The organism is Halorussus ruber, from assembly GCF_004765785.1.
Lineage (GTDB): Archaea > Halobacteriota > Halobacteria > Halobacteriales > Haladaptataceae > Halorussus > Halorussus ruber.
Genome location: NZ_SBIT01000008.1, coordinates 240,529 through 257,641 on the forward strand (window position 1 = coordinate 240,529; position 17,113 = coordinate 257,641).

At 64.0% G+C, this 17,113-nt stretch carries 15 protein-coding genes and 1 tRNA gene; 12 read left to right on the forward strand and 4 right to left on the reverse strand.

The window, feature by feature from the left end; translation table 11 throughout:
• Positions 1–10: 10 nt before the first annotated feature.
• The 3 genes from EPL01_RS14225 (at position 11) to flaJ (ending at position 4,051) form a co-directional block, all read left to right on the forward strand.
• Positions 11–1,804: a type II/IV secretion system ATPase subunit gene (locus EPL01_RS14225; RefSeq protein WP_135825938.1), complete on the forward strand. Its 1,794-nt coding sequence runs from the start codon at positions 11–13 to the stop codon at positions 1,802–1,804.
• A gap of 102 nt (positions 1,805–1,906) precedes the next feature.
• The gene (locus EPL01_RS14230; RefSeq protein WP_135825939.1) at positions 1,907–2,104 is read left to right on the forward strand and encodes a hypothetical protein; all 198 of its coding nucleotides are present in this window, start codon (positions 1,907–1,909) and stop codon (positions 2,102–2,104) included.
• 210 nt (positions 2,105–2,314) lie between these two features.
• Complete coding sequence (gene flaJ / locus EPL01_RS14235) at positions 2,315–4,051, forward strand: archaellar assembly protein FlaJ (protein ID WP_135825940.1); 1,737 nt, start codon at positions 2,315–2,317, stop codon at positions 4,049–4,051.
• A gap of 26 nt (positions 4,052–4,077) precedes the next feature.
• Here flaJ and EPL01_RS14240 read toward each other — a convergent pair whose 3' ends face one another.
• On the reverse strand, positions 4,078–5,106 hold the full coding sequence (locus EPL01_RS14240) for a lysylphosphatidylglycerol synthase transmembrane domain-containing protein (protein ID WP_135825941.1): 1,029 nt from the start codon (positions 5,104–5,106) through the stop codon (positions 4,078–4,080).
• A 138-nt stretch (positions 5,107–5,244) separates the two neighbouring features.
• Between EPL01_RS14240 and EPL01_RS14245 the strand changes: the two genes are divergently transcribed.
• From EPL01_RS14245 to EPL01_RS14265, 5 genes are all read left to right on the forward strand, one after another.
• The gene (locus tag EPL01_RS14245) at positions 5,245–6,099 is read left to right on the forward strand and encodes a CheF family chemotaxis protein (protein WP_135825942.1); all 855 of its coding nucleotides are present in this window, start codon (positions 5,245–5,247) and stop codon (positions 6,097–6,099) included.
• A 142-nt stretch (positions 6,100–6,241) separates the two neighbouring features.
• A complete protein-coding gene (locus EPL01_RS14250) occupies positions 6,242–8,530 on the forward strand; it encodes a PAS domain S-box protein (RefSeq protein WP_135825943.1) in 2,289 nt (762 codons plus the stop codon).
• Between the two features lie 80 nt (positions 8,531–8,610).
• Positions 8,611–8,698, forward strand: a tRNA-OTHER gene (locus EPL01_RS14255).
• A 440-nt stretch (positions 8,699–9,138) separates the two neighbouring features.
• Positions 9,139–9,978, forward strand: coding sequence for a BRCT domain-containing protein (locus EPL01_RS14260; RefSeq protein ID WP_135825944.1), 840 nt, complete (start codon positions 9,139–9,141; stop codon positions 9,976–9,978).
• Between the two features lie 66 nt (positions 9,979–10,044).
• On the forward strand, positions 10,045–10,380 hold the full coding sequence (locus EPL01_RS14265; protein ID WP_135825945.1) for a hypothetical protein: 336 nt from the start codon (positions 10,045–10,047) through the stop codon (positions 10,378–10,380).
• A gap of 18 nt (positions 10,381–10,398) precedes the next feature.
• On the opposite strand, the gene EPL01_RS14270 is transcribed toward EPL01_RS14265, so the two are convergent.
• Positions 10,399–11,346, reverse strand: a complete 948-nt coding sequence (locus tag EPL01_RS14270; RefSeq protein ID WP_135825946.1) for a polysaccharide deacetylase family protein — start codon at positions 11,344–11,346, stop codon at positions 10,399–10,401.
• 78 nt (positions 11,347–11,424) lie between these two features.
• Complete coding sequence (gene glmS, locus EPL01_RS14275; protein ID WP_135825947.1) at positions 11,425–13,248, reverse strand: glutamine--fructose-6-phosphate transaminase (isomerizing); 1,824 nt, start codon at positions 13,246–13,248, stop codon at positions 11,425–11,427.
• A 437-nt stretch (positions 13,249–13,685) separates the two neighbouring features.
• Here glmS and glmU point away from each other — a divergent pair, with 437 nt between their 5' ends.
• Positions 13,686–14,882 carry a bifunctional sugar-1-phosphate nucleotidylyltransferase/acetyltransferase gene (glmU, locus tag EPL01_RS14280; protein ID WP_135825948.1) on the forward strand — a complete coding sequence of 399 codons (1,197 nt, stop codon included), beginning with the start codon at positions 13,686–13,688 and terminating at the stop codon, positions 14,880–14,882.
• Between the two features lie 144 nt (positions 14,883–15,026).
• On the opposite strand, the gene EPL01_RS14285 is transcribed toward glmU, so the two are convergent.
• Positions 15,027–15,443, reverse strand: a complete 417-nt coding sequence (locus EPL01_RS14285; RefSeq protein WP_135825949.1) for a chemotaxis protein CheW — start codon at positions 15,441–15,443, stop codon at positions 15,027–15,029.
• A gap of 111 nt (positions 15,444–15,554) precedes the next feature.
• Between EPL01_RS14285 and EPL01_RS14290 the strand changes: the two genes are divergently transcribed.
• The 3 genes from EPL01_RS14290 (at position 15,555) to EPL01_RS14300 (ending at position 17,044) form a co-directional block, all read left to right on the forward strand.
• Positions 15,555–15,893 carry an ArsR/SmtB family transcription factor gene (locus EPL01_RS14290; protein ID WP_135825950.1) on the forward strand — a complete coding sequence of 113 codons (339 nt, stop codon included), beginning with the start codon at positions 15,555–15,557 and terminating at the stop codon, positions 15,891–15,893.
• Positions 15,894–15,981: 88 nt separating this feature from the next.
• Complete coding sequence (locus tag EPL01_RS14295) at positions 15,982–16,263, forward strand: DUF7521 family protein (RefSeq protein WP_135825951.1); 282 nt, start codon at positions 15,982–15,984, stop codon at positions 16,261–16,263.
• Positions 16,264–16,450: 187 nt separating this feature from the next.
• A complete protein-coding gene (locus EPL01_RS14300) occupies positions 16,451–17,044 on the forward strand; it encodes an archaellin/type IV pilin N-terminal domain-containing protein (protein WP_135825952.1) in 594 nt (197 codons plus the stop codon).
• Positions 17,045–17,113 lie beyond the last annotated feature (69 nt).

Consider the following 17,113-nt stretch of genomic DNA (forward strand, 5'->3'; position numbering starts at 1 on the left):
AGCCTCCACCATGACAGAGCACGGGACCGCACAGATTCAGGACGACCTTCGGGAAGTGGCGATGCGACGACCACATCTCCGGGACTACCTGAAGCGGTTCAAGCAGTTCACCGGGGAGTTCCCACGGCTCATCGACGAGCCCAGCGACGAGTGGGAGGCCGAGAAGCCCAACGTCATCTACCCGGTGGGCGGTCCCATCTACTGTCACATCTACGGCGACGTGGGCCAAGACACCGAGTACTACGCGGTCGAACCCGAGCTCTCGGGGACCGAGCAGGAACTGTTCGGCAAGGTCCGCGGCGAGATTCTCGAAAAGAGCGTCAAGAAGCCCGCGCCACAGGACGAGGGCGAGTACGACGACCGAATCGAGGAGTTGCTCGACGACACCGTGCTGGTCAACGACAACGACGGCGGCGGCGGTCGCGGCGGCCGCGCGAACCTCCAGAACCTCTCGGCTCAGCAGATTCTGGAGTGGATAAAGAACGTCTCGTACAACGACTTCAAGCACAACGTCCGGACGTTCTCGACCGACGACATCGTGCGGGTCGTCAAGGACTTCACCAACATCGGTACCTACGAGGTCTCCGAGCAGACCTACGAGAACATCCGGTACCGGCTGAACCGCGACATCGTCGGGTTCGGCCCGCTGGAACCCATCATGCGCGACCCGGCGAACGAGGACATTCACGTCATCGGTCCCCACGAGACGTACGTGGACCACGGCACCTTCGGCATGCTCGGGACCAGCGTGGACTTCGGGTCGCCCGACCGCTTCGACAACTGGCTGCGAAACATGGGCGAGCGAATCGGCGACCCGGTGTCCGACTCCGACCCCATCGTGGACTCGACGCTGCCCGACGGCTCTCGTATCAACATCATCTACTCCGACGACGTGAGCCTGAAGGGGCCGAGCCTCACCATCCGTCAGGGCGAGGGGACGCCCCTCTCCGTGGCGCAGATTACCAAGTGGGGGACGCTGTCGCCCAAACTGGCCGCGTACCTCTGGCTCTGTCTCGAAAACGAGCAGACCGTCTTCGTGGTCGGGGAGACGGCGTCCGGGAAGACGACGACGCTGAACTGTATCATGTCGTTCATCCCGCGGGACTCGAAGATTTACACCGCGGAGGACACCGCCGAGGTCCTGCCGCCTCACGACACGTGGCAGCAACTGCTGACTCGTGAGGGCGGCGGGGAAGACTCCTCTGACGTGGACATGTTCGACCTCGTCGCGGCCGCACTGCGTTCGCGCCCGGACTACATCATCGTGGGTGAGGTTCGTGGCGAAGAGGGTCGGATGGCCTTCCAGGCGGCCCAGACCGGCCACCCCGTGATGCTGACTTTCCACGCGTCCGACATCGTCTCGATGATTCAGCGTTTCACCGGGGACCCCATCAACATCCCCGAGACGTTCATGGACAACGCCGACGTGGCGCTGTTCCAGAACCGAGTCAAGCAGGGCGACGACGTGCTTCGTCGCGTGACCTCGGTTCAAGAAATCGAGGGCTACTCTAAGGAGATGGGTGGCGTCGTGACCCGCCAGTCGTTCTACTGGGACCCCGTCGAGGACGAAATCGTCTTCCAAGGCATGAACAACTCCTACGTGCTGGAAGAGCAGATTGCGACCCTGCTGGGGTACGAGAACACCCGCGACATCTACAACGAACTCGACTTCCGCGCCGAACTCATGGAGCGGATGATAGAGGAGAACATTCTGGGCTACCACGAGGTCAACGAGACCATCGAGGCCTTCCAGCGCGGCGGCGTGGACGAACTCCCCTTCGACATTCACCGGTCCATCGACTAAGCTGGCGAGCGTCTGCTCGCGAAATGGTTCCCTGCTCTCCACCGCCCGAGGAGAACTATCTCCCGTCAAACATTTATACGTCACCTCGGAGAAACGTCGCATATGGCCGAAACCCGCCGCGCCCACTACGGGGCGCTCGTCGGTGTCGCGCTCGTCGTCGCCGCGTTGGTCGTGACCGTCGCAGGTCGGTGGCCCGTCGTGCAGTCTCTCCTCGGTGTCGTGATGGTGGTCTGCTCCGTTCTGCTTGTTCTCAAGGCTGTTTCCGTCGCGCTAGGGGTCGTCCTCCGAAGCGGCCGCTGAAATACAATCATATTGCTTAGAAAAATACGTAGCTATTCTAAGTAAATGAGAATATCTGTCTGAGGTCCTCGTCGTCGTACATTCGAGTCGGTACGTCACCCAAATTTGATAGAACATTGATGATTTACCGTTCGGGAGTCCAATATTTCAAGGGGAAAGAGGGATGATGGTGGGACGTAAACCGGCGAACACCAGCGGACTCTGAGGAACATGGCGACCCAAGAAGAACACGCAGAGAACGCGACGGACGTGAAGGACCTCGTGTCGGGGTTCGCAAACTCGACAATCGAGTCCTACCGCCACATGGAGACGCCAGTCTCCCGGTACCTCGCGCTCGTCGTCCTGCCGTCCATCGTGTTCTTCCTGCTGACGGTCGTCGTCTACGTCGTCACCGACTTCCCGTTGCTCATCTCCGCGCCGATTCCGCTACTGGGCCTGCTGTCGCTCGGGGTCGCGGTCATCTATCCCAAAATCCTGCGCGACCAGAAGCGCAAGGAGATCGAGGACCGCCTCCACCTGTTCATCACCCACATGACCATCCTCTCGACCGCGAACATCGACCGCGTCGAGGTGTTCCGAACCCTCGGCGAGGAGGAAGAGTACGGCGCGCTGGCCGAGGAGATGCGCCGCATCACTCAACTGGTGGACACGTGGAACCAGAGTTTGGACGACGCCCTGCGCATCCGGGCGAACAAGTCGCCGAGCAAGCCGTTCGCTGACTTCCTCGACCGGTTGGCCTACACCATCAACGCCGGACAGGAGATTCAGGACTTCCTGCTGTCCGAACAGGACGTGGTGATTCAGAACTACGTCACGATTTACGAGGGGTCGCTGCAGAACCTCGAAGTGATGAAGGACCTCTACCTCTCGATGGTCCTGTCCGTGACGTTCGCGCTCGTGTTCGCAACCGTCCTGCCGATTCTGACTGGGACCAACCCGACGATGACGGTCAGCGCCGTCGTCGTGATGTTCGCGTTCGTCCAGACCGGGTTCCTCGTGATGATTCGCAACACCGCGCCCTACGACCCGGTGTGGTACCACCCCGAGGACACGACCACCGACGCCGAGTGGCGAATCCGCATCGCAATCGCGGCCGGGTTCCTGCTCACCATCGTCACGATGGTCGCCTGCCTGCTGGTGCTGATGGGCCAGACCAGCATCGACCCCGACTCGATTCCGCTACCGTTCTACGCCGCGATTCCGACGACGCCCCTGCTGATTCCGGGCATGGTCGTCCGGAGCGAGGAGGAACACATCAAGGAGCGCGACGAGGAGTTCACCAGTTTCATCCGGGCGCTCGGCGCGACCGAGACCGCAAAGCAGAGTACCACGACCAAGGTCCTCGAAAGCCTGCGCGGCAAGGACTTCGGCGCGCTGACCGACAACGTCGACGACCTCTACAAGCGTCTCAACATGCGCATCGAACCCTCGATGGCGTGGCGACACTTCACCGCCGACTCGCGGTCGTACCTCATCCAGAAGTTCTCCGAGATGTTCCTCGTCGGCCGTCAGATGGGCGGCGACCCCAAGCAGTTGGGCGAACTCATCTCCAGCAACATGAACGAGGTCCTCCAACTGCGCGAGCGCCGCGCTCAGTCGACCGTCACCCTCATCGGCGTCCTCTACGGGATTACGGCCGCCTCGACGTTCGCGTTCTTCATCGGCCTCGAAATCGTTCAGGTGCTGTCGAGCATGTCCATCGGCCTCGACAGCAGCCAACTCGACATCACGACCATCATTCACACTGACGTCTACGACATCCCGACCATCGAGTACCTGCTGGTCATCATCATCCTGCTCAACTCCGTGCTGTCGTCGCTGATGGTCCGCATCGCCGACGGGGGACACAAGGTCAACGCCTACATGCACTTCGTCCTGCTGACGTGGACATCCAGCAGTATCGCGGTGTTCACCCGCATCGTCGTCGGGTCGTTCCTGAACGTCTGAGAGTTCGATTTCGTCGGGTCAGTCCCCTACGACCGGTGGATGACGAAGAACGCCGCGACACCGCCGAGTGCGAGCGCGAACCAGTAGCTCGCAACGCGGTAGACCAGCGCCGTGCTGGCGGCGATATCTGCTTGGAGCGTCGTCAACGCGATGAGCAGTCCCACGAGGGCAAACTCGACGCCGCCGACGCCGCCCGGCGTGGGGACGATGCCAGCGAGCGAACTCGCCGGGACGACGAACAGGACTAACACGGGCGAGAGTTGGTCGCCGACGCCGAGGGTCAGCCCAGCCAGATAGAGCGGCGCGGCGAAAAACAGCCAGCCGAGATAGGCGAACACCAGCGTGTAGGCCAGACGCTTGCGGTTGGTCGCAATCCTGTCGATTAAGCCGTAGAACTCGTCGATGCGGTCTCGCAGGCCCTCGGGGTCGATTCGGTCCACGTACTTCGAGACGGGCGAGAGGAGCTTCACGACGAGCGATTCCACGAGGTTTCGCTTGCGATACGAGCCGTAGATGAGTACCGGAATCAGGACGGCGAGCGCGCCGAGGCCCCCGACCAGAACCTCGGCCTGTCTGGGGACCTCGCCCTGTATCAGGAGTGCGAGGGTACCCAGTCCCGCGAAGGTGAAAAAAGGGAGGAGGTTGAGCAGGTCGGCGGTCACGACGCTGGCGAGGCTGTCCTGATAGTTGGCCTCGGTGTCGGCCGCCAGCACGTAGGCGATGAACGGCCCGCCGCCCGCCTTCCCGAACGGGGTGGCGTAGTCGGCGAAGGTGGCCGCGAAGTAGGTCACGACGATTTTCTGAAAGGGGACCTCGACGTCCACGGTTTCGAGAATCACGTCCCACGACTTGGCCCAGACGACGAGCGAGACCACCGTCGAGAGGCAGGCCAGTCCGAGCCAGAGCGGTCGCGCGCCGCTTAGCGTCGCCGCGATTTCGCCCCACCCGATGACGCGCCCGAAGAAGTACAACAGCAGGCCCGCCACCAAGAACCCGGCGACTGCTTTGACCGTCGTGCGCCGGTCGAACATCTCGCCGGACGTTTCGGTGGACATCTACACCAAGTCACGGCCGAGAGACAGTTAGGTTTCGTGGCTCGCAGGGCGTACCGAGTACCGAAAAAATATTTACCCCTACTGAGAATTGGCGATTAGAGAGAGACGCGCCGACAGCGGGCGTCGCTCGCCAAACCCATGTCCGAAAAGGTCATCGCAGACTTCGTCGCACGCTTCAGCCTCGACACGTTCGATTCGCCCGAACCCGTCAAGGGGCGAATCGTCCTCAGCCGGAAGCGACTGGTGTTGGCGACCACCGACTCGAAGACGACTGTCCCGCTCTCGGCCATCTTCGACATCAACGTGGGCCACGTCCCCGGCGAGTTGGAGTCGTTCTTCCAAGACACCATCACTATCGCCTACCGGGAGGACGACCGCCGCCGGGTCGCGGTCGTGGAGGCCGGGAGCGAGGAGGTCGCGCGGTTCAAGACCGTCCTGTTCAAGGCCGCACTCAGCGGAACCAAGGCGAAGGTCAAACACCCCGCCCGGGTCGGTGGTCGAGTGACAGGTTCGAACTTCCGGACGGCGAAACTCAAGATACGACCGGGCGAAGTGGGCTTCGCCTGCTCGGACCCCGTAACCGTGAACCTCGCTAACGTCACCCACTTCCAGAAGGCAAAGCGCGAGGTCGGCCCGGTGCTGGTCGTCCGCCACGCCGACGAGGGCCAGTCGGTGACCTCGGAGTTCGCCATCGACTCCGACCGGAAACTCAACCTGCTCGGGCGCTACCTCCGACTGGAGTACTCCGAACTCGCCCAAGAGGCCGAGGACATCGACACCTCCGAGGACGAGATGGAGGCGCTGGTCGCCATCTACTCGGGCGCTCGGAGCGGCGACCTCGCCGGGACGCTCGGCGTGGATTCGAGTCGCGTCACGATGATTCTGAACGACCTGCGGGAGAAGGGTCTCGTAGACGAGGGCGAGAAGGGCCTCTCGCTGACGGCACGCGGGCAACTCGTCGTCAGCGACCGCATCGAGTCGGTCAATACCTGATTCGAGTGGGTCGACACCTGACTTGTCATGGTCGCCCGGACGGACCGAGGCGATTCGGCGCTCCGGCGATTTTTACATCATATTTATTAACGAAATCCTCCTATGGATTTTTATACACTCGATTGGTAACAAGCTTCATACTATGGGGAACGCCATCCGCGTCCTGCTGGTGGACGACGACTCGGACATCGCGGACCTGACCGCGACGTACCTGGAGCGCGCGAGCGACCGCATCGAGACGGTGGTCGAGACGGTCCCGGAGGAGGCCCTCGACCGGGTCGCCGACGAGACCGTGGACTGCGTGGTCAGCGACTACGAGATGCCCGAGATGGACGGGTTGGAGTTCCTCGACGAGGTCCGGGCGATTGCGCCGTATCTCCCCTTCGTCTTGTTCACCGGCCGCGGGAGCGAGGAGATCGCCTCCGAGGCGATTTCGGCGGGCGTGACCGACTACCTCCAGAAGGGGACCGGAACCGACCAGTACGAGGTGCTGGCGAATCGCGTCGAGAACGCGGTGGCCCAGTATCGAGCCGAGCGCGAGGCCGAGGAGGCCGACGAGCAGATTCGCCGCATCTTCGAGCGCATCACGGACGCCTTCTTCGCGCTCGACGACGACTGGCGGTTCACGCACGTCAACGAGCGCGCGGCCGACTTCTTCGACTGCGAGTCGGACGATTTGCTGGGCGAGGACATCCGCGAGGCGTTCGCCGTGGACGACGACAGCGAGTTTCTCGCGGCCTACCGGAAGGCCTTCGAGACCCAAGAGCCGGTGACCCTCGAAGCCGAGTCGGGGTTTCGACCGGGCACGTGGCTAGAGGTCCGCATCTATCCCGCCGAAGACGGTCTCTCGGTCTACTTTCGAGACATCACCGAGCGCCGCGAGGCACAGGTGGAACTGCGCGACACCAAGCAGAAAATCGAGGCGCTGCACGACGTTGCCGCCCGCGCCGTCGCCTGCACGACCGAGCAGGAGATTTACGACCTCGCGGTCGAGACCGCCGAGGAGATTCTGGCGTTCGACCTCTGCACGGTCGACGCGGTCGAGGGCGACGACTTGGTGACGCGGGCCGTCTCGAAAGTCGTCTCGACCGACGGCTACTACGAGCGCACGCCCATCGACACCGAGGGCAACCTCGCGGCGCGGGCCTACCGAGAGGGCGAGTCCTCGCTCGTCGAGAACCTCCACGAGACCGACGTGGTGCCCGCCGAGAGCGAGTATCGGTCGGCGCTCACCGTCCCGCTCGGCGAGTTCGCTGTGTTTCAGGCGGTCTCGAAGGACGTCGGCGGGTTCGACCGCGGCGACCGCGAACTCGCCGAACTGCTGGCGGCGCACGTCTCGGAGGCGCTGGCCCGCATCCGGACCGAGACCGAACTCCGGGCCGAGCGCGACCGGTTCGCCGCGCTGTTCGAGAACCTGCCCAACGCCGTCGTGCGCTACGACATCGAGGACGGCGAGGCCATCGGCAAGTCGGCGAACCCGGCGTTCGAGGACGTGTTCGGGTGGACCGCGGACGAAATCGTGGGCGAATCGCTGGACGACTACATCCTGCCCGACGACCGCAAGGCTGAGGGCGAGTCGCTCAACGAGCAGGTGAGTCGGGGCTACCGCATCGAGGGCGAGGAGGTCCACCGCCGGACGCGCGACGGCGAGCAGGATTTCCTGCTCCACACCGCGCCCGCCGGAAACGGCGGCACCGAGGCGTTCGCCATCTACGTCGACATCAGCGAGCAGAAGGCCCGCGAGCGAAAGTTGGCTCGCCAGAACGAGCGATTAGAGGAGTTCGCCAGCGTGGTCAGCCACGACCTGCGCAACCCGCTCAACGTCGCGCTCGGCCGGTTCGACATCGTGGACGGGGAGTGCGACAGCGAACACCTCCCGCCCATCGGTCGGTCGCTCGAACGGATGGACGCGCTGGTCGAGGACCTGCTGGCGCTCGCTCGACAGGGGCAGGTCGTGGACGAGACCGAACCGGTCGCGCTCTCGGCCGCCGCCGCGGAAGCGTGGGAGACCGTCGATACGAAGGAGGCGACGCTCGAACTCGCCGACGACGTGACGGTCGAGGCCGACGACGCCAGATTCAGGGAACTGCTCGAAAACCTGTTCCGCAATTCGGTGGAACACGGCGAGGAGGCCGCGGGCGACGACGCCGACCCGATGCGCGTCGAAGTCGGGGAACTCGACGACCGCGAGGGGTTCTACGTGGCCGACGACGGGCCGGGCATCCCCGAGGACCTCCGCGAGCAGATATTCGACCACGGGTTTACGACCGACGAGGACGGCACCGGGTTCGGCCTCGCCATCGTGGCCTCTATCGCCGACGCGCACGGCTGGGAGGTCGATGCCTGCTGTACCAGCGAGGAGGCGGCCTGCGAGGGCGCGCGCTTCGAGTTCTCGCGGGTGACGGTCCGCGACGGCGCGGCGCAACGTTGACGGTTCCGCGCTCGAAAGAGTAGACGACGGCGGTTCAGGCGGTCCATAACGAAGGGAGACCGCCTCGGACTGTGTGCCGTGGAAGGGTAGCTCAGTGGTAGAGCTCCATCGGTGCGTCCGATGGTATAGCCTTACAGGCTTCGCGTGGTTCGACTCCCGCCCCTTCCGCTCGCGCCGTTTTTCAGCGAGGCGTTTCATCGCCGAGCGATAGCTACGGCGCGAGCGGAAGATAGCGCGGAGTCGAGCAGACGAGTCGCACGCTCGCGCAGGGAGCAAGCGAGCGGCGAAGCCGCGAGCGAGCGACCGAGCAAGAACGTCTCGGCGGTCGCAGGTGAGCAGAGCGAACCTGCGAGCAGGGAGGAGCTTTGCTCCGACTGCGAGTTCGACTCCCGCCCCGCAACAACCACGCTCCTCGCTCCAAAGCAACCAAATAATTTCCTATAGAAATAATATCATTCCCTAAACATAACTTGATATTTCCTCGGAGGTCTGACAGCCACCCCGCGACGACCGGTATTCCCTCGCGCTTGCCCCGCGCCCGCTGGCCTTCCGCCCCGAGGAGCCTTACAAAGATATATACTCCCTCGCAGGAATCCTGCGAACGTAAAATGGCACGCGGCGACGACATCGGGGGCGCGGAGGTCCGGAGCGCCGCCGACCTCGAAGACCAGACGGTGGTGTTCGCCGGGCGACTCGCGGAGGTCACGCGGAGCGAAGTCACCGAACTGGTCGAGGAGTGCGGCGCGCGGGTCACGACCAGCATCTCGGACGAGAGCGACCTCCTCGTGGTGGGCGACGAACCCGGCGACGAGAAACTGACTTTCTTTGCGAATCACGACCTCCCGTCGCTGACCGAGGCCGAGTTTTACGCGCTCTTTCCCGAGCGATTCGGCCACGTCGATGGCGTGCCGGAGGCGTCCGCCGACGGCGGGCCGGACGTGGATTCGGCGATGGAAGCGTCCGAAGGCGATTCCGCCGACGAACCCACTCTGGCGGTCGAAATCGAACTCGACCCGGTCGTCTGCCAACTGGCGACCATCGAGGCAAAGCGCACCGACCGCACCCTCGACGCGGTGGTCGCCGAATCGACCCAGAGCCTCCTGAAGGAGGTCATCGACGGCGAATCGCTGGAGGCCGACGCCGAGGAGGACGCCGACGAGACCGAATCGGTCGAAGTCGCGCTCCCCGAGAACCTCCGCGCGATGGTCGAGACGGCGGTGACGACGACCGAGGGCGTCGAGTCGGTCCCGGCGTTCGTCGCCGAGGCCTGCCGGGTGGACTTCGGATTCGACTTCGCCGAGAAGCAGGAGCTGTCGCTCGGCCTGCCCAAGCACGCGGTCACGGCGCTCAAGGAGTTGTCCGACGACGAGGAGCGGTGCGTCGAGGACCTCGCGCGGGACTTGCTGTGCGACGGTCTGGAGGACGCGCTGACCGCGGCGTCTGAGTGATTTTGCCCCCGCGCCGCGCGCCCGGAGGTCCGATTATTTACGTTATCGGGGAGAACGCTGAGAGAGATGGCGCTGAAGACGACTCTCCGCGGGCTTTCAGCGATTACGGTCCTCGGGTTCACCTACGCGCTCGTCAGTATCTCCTCTGCCCCCGGTAGAACGCAGACGCGGCTGATTTTCTTCGGGATTCTGCTGATTTTGGCGTATCTCGGTCTCGCCGGACTCCTGCTGGACGTGGCGGGGCTGGCCGTCGTCGCTGGGTTGCTTCTGCTCGGAATCGGGTTCACCCAGTTCGTCCTCTTCGTCTACCTCCTGCCGACAGGGGCAGTTCTGCTGGTAGTGGGGCTGGCGCTGTGGGTCCCGAGTCCGGTCGATACCGACGAAGCGCCGAAAAAAGCGTAGCGAACGCCCGAAAATCGCTCAGCGAGGACCGATTGGTTCGCGCGGGAGGGGTTCGTCGTCCTTGATGTCCGTCGCAATCGACTCCATCGTCTCGACGGTCAGGGGCGTCGTCTCGCGGACCTCCGCGACGTGTTCGAGGATGGCTTCGAGTCGCTGGAAGTCGCGCTCCTCGGTCAGGTTGTTGGGGTGGAGCCACATATGAAACACCCCGTTGCGAGTGCTAGCGCGGTCGATGCCGCGCTTTGCCATCCGGACGATCGGGTCCTCGCCGACGCGCTCGGCGGCCGACCGGAATCGCCCCTCGAAGCTGAACAGGTACAGCGACGCCGGGATGTTGACGAGACCGTACTCGTCCTCGGCGGGGGTGACCAGCGGCGGCGAAACCGCGCCGGTCGGCCACCCGAGGAGTTTCGTGGCCGACCCGAGCGGACCGCGGTCGTACCACCGCCGGGGTCGGTTGCCCCGGTAGCTCTTGACGCCGTAGGCCGCCAGTACGTCGCGGTGGCCCACGTAGTTTCGCGGGAAGACGACCGAATCGACCGAGAGACCGCGCTCCTCGGCGAGTTCGACGCACTCTCGGATTTCCGCCGAGGCGACCTCTCGCGTGGTGTGGCCCATCTCGACGTGCGAGAAGGTGTGGCTCCCGACCTCGTGGTCGGCGTCGGCCGCTTCGATAGCGTCTATTAGTTTCGACCCGTACCACGTCTCGTCCCGACCTTCCCACGTGCCGGGGTCGCGGTCGAACCACCCGTCGTGTGTGGGGTGGCCTGCGTGTTCGCCGTCGCAGGAGTCGAGCAGGAGGTGGCCGACGACCGCCCACGTCGCCGGTACCTCGAAGTCGTCGAACATGTCCAGTAGTCGAAGCCACGACTCGCGGGCCGTCTCGACCCTGTCTTCGGGCAGTTTCTCGTGGTCGTGGAACCCCCACGCGAGTTCGGCGTCGAGGGAAAGTACGACAGAACCCATCGTATCACTACTATGCGCGGGTCCGCGAGTAAATCGGACCGACTGTTCAGGTGTGTTCTGCACGGTAATCGCGGGTTTCTATTCGACGGTCACGCTCTTTGCGAGGTTTCTGGGCTTGTCGATAGCGCGCCCGAGCAGGTCGGCGGCGTGGTAGGACAACAGTTGCAACTGGACGTTGGCCAGCACGCCCGCCACGTCGGGATGGGTGTCGGGAATCGTCAGCACCTGGTCGGCGTACTGGTGGATCGACTCCTGTCCGTCGCTGGCGACCGCGACCACGGGCGCGCCCCGGGCCTCGGCCTCCTTTACGTTACCGAGGGTCTTCTCGTCGTTACGCCCGGTGAACACCGCGAAGATGGGCGTCTCCGACGTGACCAGCGCCAGCGGGCCGTGTTTCAACTCGCCCGCGGCGAACCCTTCGGCGTGTTCGTAGGAGATCTCCTTGAACTTCAAGGCCCCTTCGAGCGCGACCGGTCGGACCGCGCCCCGACCGATGAAGAAGTAGGCCTCGCTGTCCCGGTAGTTCTCGGCGACCCGGCGGGCGCTCGTATAGTCCAGAATCTGCTGGACGTGGCCCGGCAGGTCCGAGAGGGCCTGCAGACGCTCGCGGGCGTCGTCGGTCCGGGTCCCGGTCACGTCGCGGACGAGGCGCTCGCCCAGCAGGGCCAGCGAGACCACCTGCGAGGAGAACGTCTTGGTCGCGGCCACGCCGATTTCCGGTCCGGCCCGGATAAAGAGCGCGTCGTCGCACTCGCGGGCCGCGGTCGAACCCACGACGTTCGTCACCGCGAGCGTCCTCGCGCCCGAGGCGTTCGCCCGCCGGAGCGCCGACAGGGTGTCGGCGGTCTCGCCGCTCTGAGTCACGCCGATGACGAGGGTCTCCTCGTCTACCGGCGGTTGACCGGTCGCGTACTCGCTGGCGAGGAAGGCCTGTGCGGGCACGCCGCCGTCGGCGAGGTACTGCGCTCCCACGAGTCCGGCGTGGTAGGAGGTCCCGCAGGCGACGAACTGGACTCGACTCACGTCGTCGAAGGTCCCCGCCGGGAAGTCTTCGAGGCTGATGTCGCCGGTCGCGGGGTCGGCCCGCCCGCGGAGCGTCTGGCGGAGCGCGGCGGGTTGCTCGTGAATCTCCTTGAGCATGTAGTGGTCGTAGCCGCCCTTCCCGGCGTCCTCGGGGTCCCACTCGACGGTCTGGACCGAGCGCTCTACGTCGTCGCCCTCGGGCGTCGAGATGCGGTGGCCGTCGGGTTTCACCACGACCACGTCGCCGTCGTCCAGATACACCACGTCGTCGGTGAAGTCGAGGAAGGCGGGCACGTCGCTGGCGAGGAAGTACTCGCCGTCGTCCACGCCGAGGACGAGGGGCGACCCCCGGCGGGTCGCGTACACCGCGTGGTCGTGCTTGGTTATCATGGCGACCGCGTAACTGCCCGAGAGCTGGTCGATGGTCCGCCGGAAGGCGGTCTCGGGGTCGATTCCCTCGGCGAGTTTCTCCTCGACGAGGTGCGGGATGACCTCGGTGTCGGTGTCGCTCTCGAAGGCGTGGCCCCGAGCCCGTAGCTCGGATTTGAGTTCGTCGTAGTTTTCGATGATGCCGTTGTGAACGACCGCGACGTCGCCCGTGCAGTCGGTGTGGGGATGGGCGTTCTCGTCGCTCGGCGGGCCGTGAGTACTCCATCGCGTGTGGCCGATGCCGAGGCCGCCGTCGGGCACCTCGTCGGCCAGCGCGTCTTTCAGCCGCGAGATTTCGCCCTCGCGCTTGAAGACCTCCGGGCCGCCGCCGTTCTTTATCGCCAGTCCGGCCGAGTCGTAGCCGCGGTATTCGAGGTTTTCGAGGCCGGTGAGCAGTTCGTCTACTGCACCGTCGTCGTCGCCGCCGATTCGAGCGATAATTCCACACATCAGCGGGACACCTCCACCGCCTCACGCACCAGCATCGGGTTGGTAGCTATCATGGTTAGGAGCTTCGTAGTTCGATATTCGTCCGGACGGCGTCGCGCGATTCGTCGCGTAACGTTCACCTATCTTCGTGGCGCTCGCGTCCATCACACATTGTACCGTCCTGACCGCCCTGACGCACGGGGAGCGGGTGATGTTCGACAGATTGCGTCCGGACCCCTTTGTTATACGCTCGCTGATTGCCGGGTAGGAGAAAATACGTCGCACGTAGGCCGGACTTATTACCGAGCGTACGTCAGTTCCCGCCGCCCATACTGGCATTCGCGCCAGACTTTGGGAGCGCATGATTCGAAGGAAGCGATTCACGTCGGAACGGTACTTCGCCCTTACGCCCCGGCAAGCAGGTGGTAACAAAGTCTCCGCCCGGCCTCTTTCCCCCAATGTCAAGCGAAACTCCTCGAGCGGTCGTCCTCGCGGCGGGCGAGGGAACCAGAATTCGACCGTTATCGGCGTCGCTCCCGAAACCGATGCTCCCGGCCGCCGACCGACCGCTGGCCGCCCACGCCGCCGACGCCGCTGTTCGCGCGGGCGCGGACGAACTACTATTCGTCGTGGGCTACGAGGCCGACGTCGTCCGAGACTACTTCGGCGAGGAGTACGCCGGGATTCCGGTTACCTACGCAGTGCAACAGGAACAGGCCGGTACCGCCGACGCGGTCCGGGCCGCCGCCGAGTATCTCGACGGCCCCTTCGCGGTCCTCAACGGCGACAACCTCTACGACCCCGACGGAATCGAAGCCCTCTTCGAGGAGGGACCGGCGGTCGGCGCGCACCGCGTGGACGACCCCACGAGCTACGGCGTCCTCTCGACGGAGGGCGACACTATCACCGACATCGTAGAGAAACCCGCCGATCCGCCGACCGACCTCGCCAACACGGGCGCGTATCTCTTCCCCGAGGAAGCCCGCGACTGGCTCGACGTGCCCGAGAGCGAGCGCGGCGAACACGAGATTACCGACGTGGTGGCGCGAGTCGTAGACGAGTACGAGGTCTCGGCGGTCGAAATCGACCGGTGGCTCGACGTGGGCAGGCCGTGGGAGCTACTGGAGGCAAACGAGTGGAAACTCGGCGAGTTGGAGCGCGACGTGCAGGGGTCGGTCCACGAGACCGCCGACCTGCGCGGCCCGGTCGTGGTCGAGGAGGGCGCGGCGGTGGACGCGGGCGTCGTCGTCGAAGGCCCCGCGCTGATTCGCTCGGGCGCGAGCGTCGGGCCGAACGCCTACGTCCGGGGCGCGACCCTCGTGGACGAGGACGCCAAAATCGGCCACTCCGTCGAGGTCAAAAACAGCGTCTTCATGCCGGGCGCGACCGCGGGCCACCTGAGCTACGTCGGCGACAGCCTGCTGGGCCGCGACGTGAACCTCGGCGCGGGCACGACCGTCGCCAACCTGCGCCACGACGACGAACCGGTGAAACTGAACGTCAAGGGCGAGCGCGTCTCGACCGGCCGCCGGAAGTTCGGCGTCGTCCTCGGCGACGAGGCCAAGACCGGCATCAACGTCGCGCTCAACGTCGGGACGAAGCTCTCGCCGGGCGCGGGCGTCCCGCCGGGCGAGACGGTTTCGCGCGACCGCTGACGCGCGCGTCAGCGGTCGCGCGGACCTCGAAAGAAACCCGAATAATTGCTAAAGAAACGAAAATACCTCTGATAGAAATATCTATATTTGTCTGCGGGCGGTGTCGCCTCGACAGCGCGCCGGTACCGCCCCGGAACCGCGAACTCAGTTGTTGATTTCCTCGGGCTTGACCCAGACCACGAAGCCGTCGTCCTGCCGGACGATACCCCGGACCGAGCCGCTCTCGACGCTCTTGTCCACGTTCTCGGGGTCGATGCTGACGACCTGATTCACCGCGTCGATGAGCCACCCGACGTTGCCCTCCTCGCCGTCCTCGCTCTCGAGGACGACCACGCGCTCGCCGGTCTCGGTCTGTTCGAGGTCCAGCACGCGCTTGGGATTGATGATGGTCGTCGTGGTCCCACGGAGGTCCATCACGCCCTCGACACGGGGGTCGGAGTTCGGGAGCGGTGTCAGTTCCTTCTTGTCCACGATTTCGTCCACGTGCGCGATGTCGATGCAGTAGTTCCGGTCCTCCAGTCGGAATTCGAGGACCTGCACGTCACCAGCGGTCTCTGACATACTCGGTGGGTTCCGCGGAGAGCACTTTACTGTTCCGACGCCGACCAGTCGGTGAAGCTGACGGGTCGGCTACGGTACCTTTTTAACCTACGTTTTCAAACGCGATAACTGATGGAGGCCGTGGAACTCCTCCGAGTGCTCGGCAACAAGTACAATGCCGAGATACTCCGAGCCACGAACGAACCCAAGTCGGCCCAAGAGCTCAGCGACGAGCTCGAAATCCCGATAGCGACCAGCTACCGGCGAATCGAGGAACTCACCGAGGCCGACCTGCTCGAACTCTCCGGCCGCGAGTTCTCGGACGAAGGGCGCAGGACGAAGGTCTACCGCCGAAACGTCGATTCGCTCGAGATCGCCTTCGGCGAGGAGAACATCGACGTGTCGGTCGACGACCGCCCCGAAGTGGACAACTCGCTGGCCGACGTGTGGCAGGACCTCAAGGCAGAATGAGTCGAGTACTCCTCGGAGTCGGCAGGCGGCGAACGTCGCCGGTTCGGACACGTCTCGCGGACGGGCGGCCTCTCAGCACAGAGAAACCATGCAAACGATAGAACTGCTGTACGTCGTGTTCAGTCTGACTCTCGCAACCGCCGGTCTCTCGATGGTCGGACTCGCGGTCCGGGCGTACCACCGCACGTCTCGACAGGCGATGTTCCACCTCTCGATTGGATTCACGCTCATCGTGGCCGCCGCCCTCGCAACCACGGTCAGCGCTTTCCTGACGCGCTTCGAGCAGACCCGGATGCTGCTCTCGGTCAACTACCTAATCACGACGGTCGGCTACCTGTTCGTCATCTACAGCATCACGGCCGAGAAGTAAGCCAGAACTACTTTCCTAATTACGTATAGTTCCCGCAGAAGAGGGGCTACGTATCCGATATCACTCTTGTCTACGACCCAATATCATAGCTGATAATCGCGGCCGTAGATTTATTACGCATGTTCGTTTCGTTCCGGATAGAGTCCGTAGTCAATGTCACATTGACGTTCGGACAGGACGTGAGACAATGAAAGAGAAAATCAAGGAACGACTAACTGACAGAGGTCAAGTGGGTATCGGTACACTCATCGTGTTCATTGCGATGGTGCTGGTCGCCGCAATCGCCGCCGGCGTCCTTATCAACACTGCCGGATTCCTCCAGACCAAGTCCGAACAGACCGGTGAAGAGTCCAGCGCACAGGTGTCGAACCGCGTGCAGGTCGTCAGCGCGTTCGGCGAGGTCGGTAACGACGAGAAGGTCACGGAGATCAGTCTGACGGTCATGCGCGGCTCCGGGTCCGACGACATCAACCTCTCGGCCGCTACCATCGAGTGGATCGGTCCGGAGAAAGCCAAGACGCTGGTCCACGATATGGACGGTGGCGGCACGGAAGACAACGAGTTCACGGTCAGCCCCATCAAGGACTCGGACAGTTCCGAACCGGTCCTGAACACCCAAGACGACCGCTTCGAAATCACGATGGACGCCACTAAGATTTCGAGCGCGCTCGACGAGGGCGAAGAGGTCAAACTCAAGCTCACCACGCAGTACGGTGCCGTGACCCTCTACCGCGCCAACGTCCCGCAGTCGCTCTCCCAAGAGAGCGCAGTCACGGTGTAGGCCGAACAGTTCGCTAACTAACCTTCCTCTCGATTCCGGACCGGTAACACCACGTTTTTTCTCGCCGCG

What these genes read in the sequence shown, in the direction of transcription:
- EPL01_RS14285 (WP_135825949.1), bottom strand. Translation starts at nt 15,443, where the DNA reads ATGTCAGAGACCGCTGGTGACGTGCAGGTCCTCGAATTCCGACTGGAG.
- EPL01_RS14230 (WP_135825939.1), top strand. Translation starts at nt 1,907, where the DNA reads ATGGCCGAAACCCGCCGCGCCCACTACGGGGCGCTCGTCGGTGTCGCG.
- EPL01_RS14295 (WP_135825951.1), top strand. Translation starts at nt 15,982, where the DNA reads ATGCAAACGATAGAACTGCTGTACGTCGTGTTCAGTCTGACTCTCGCA.
- EPL01_RS14260 (WP_135825944.1), top strand. Translation starts at nt 9,139, where the DNA reads ATGGCACGCGGCGACGACATCGGGGGCGCGGAGGTCCGGAGCGCCGCC.
- EPL01_RS14245 (WP_135825942.1), top strand. Translation starts at nt 5,245, where the DNA reads ATGTCCGAAAAGGTCATCGCAGACTTCGTCGCACGCTTCAGCCTCGAC.
- flaJ (WP_135825940.1), top strand. Translation starts at nt 2,315, where the DNA reads ATGGCGACCCAAGAAGAACACGCAGAGAACGCGACGGACGTGAAGGAC.
- EPL01_RS14290 (WP_135825950.1), top strand. Translation starts at nt 15,555, where the DNA reads ATGGAGGCCGTGGAACTCCTCCGAGTGCTCGGCAACAAGTACAATGCC.
- EPL01_RS14270 (WP_135825946.1), bottom strand. Translation starts at nt 11,346, where the DNA reads ATGGGTTCTGTCGTACTTTCCCTCGACGCCGAACTCGCGTGGGGGTTC.
- EPL01_RS14225 (WP_135825938.1), top strand. Translation starts at nt 11, where the DNA reads ATGACAGAGCACGGGACCGCACAGATTCAGGACGACCTTCGGGAAGTG.
- EPL01_RS14250 (WP_135825943.1), top strand. Translation starts at nt 6,242, where the DNA reads ATGGGGAACGCCATCCGCGTCCTGCTGGTGGACGACGACTCGGACATC.
- EPL01_RS14300 (WP_135825952.1), top strand. Translation starts at nt 16,451, where the DNA reads ATGAAAGAGAAAATCAAGGAACGACTAACTGACAGAGGTCAAGTGGGT.
- glmS (WP_135825947.1), bottom strand. Translation starts at nt 13,248, where the DNA reads ATGTGTGGAATTATCGCTCGAATCGGCGGCGACGACGACGGTGCAGTA.
- EPL01_RS14240 (WP_135825941.1), bottom strand. Translation starts at nt 5,106, where the DNA reads ATGTCCACCGAAACGTCCGGCGAGATGTTCGACCGGCGCACGACGGTC.
- glmU (WP_135825948.1), top strand. Translation starts at nt 13,686, where the DNA reads ATGTCAAGCGAAACTCCTCGAGCGGTCGTCCTCGCGGCGGGCGAGGGA.
- EPL01_RS14265 (WP_135825945.1), top strand. Translation starts at nt 10,045, where the DNA reads ATGGCGCTGAAGACGACTCTCCGCGGGCTTTCAGCGATTACGGTCCTC.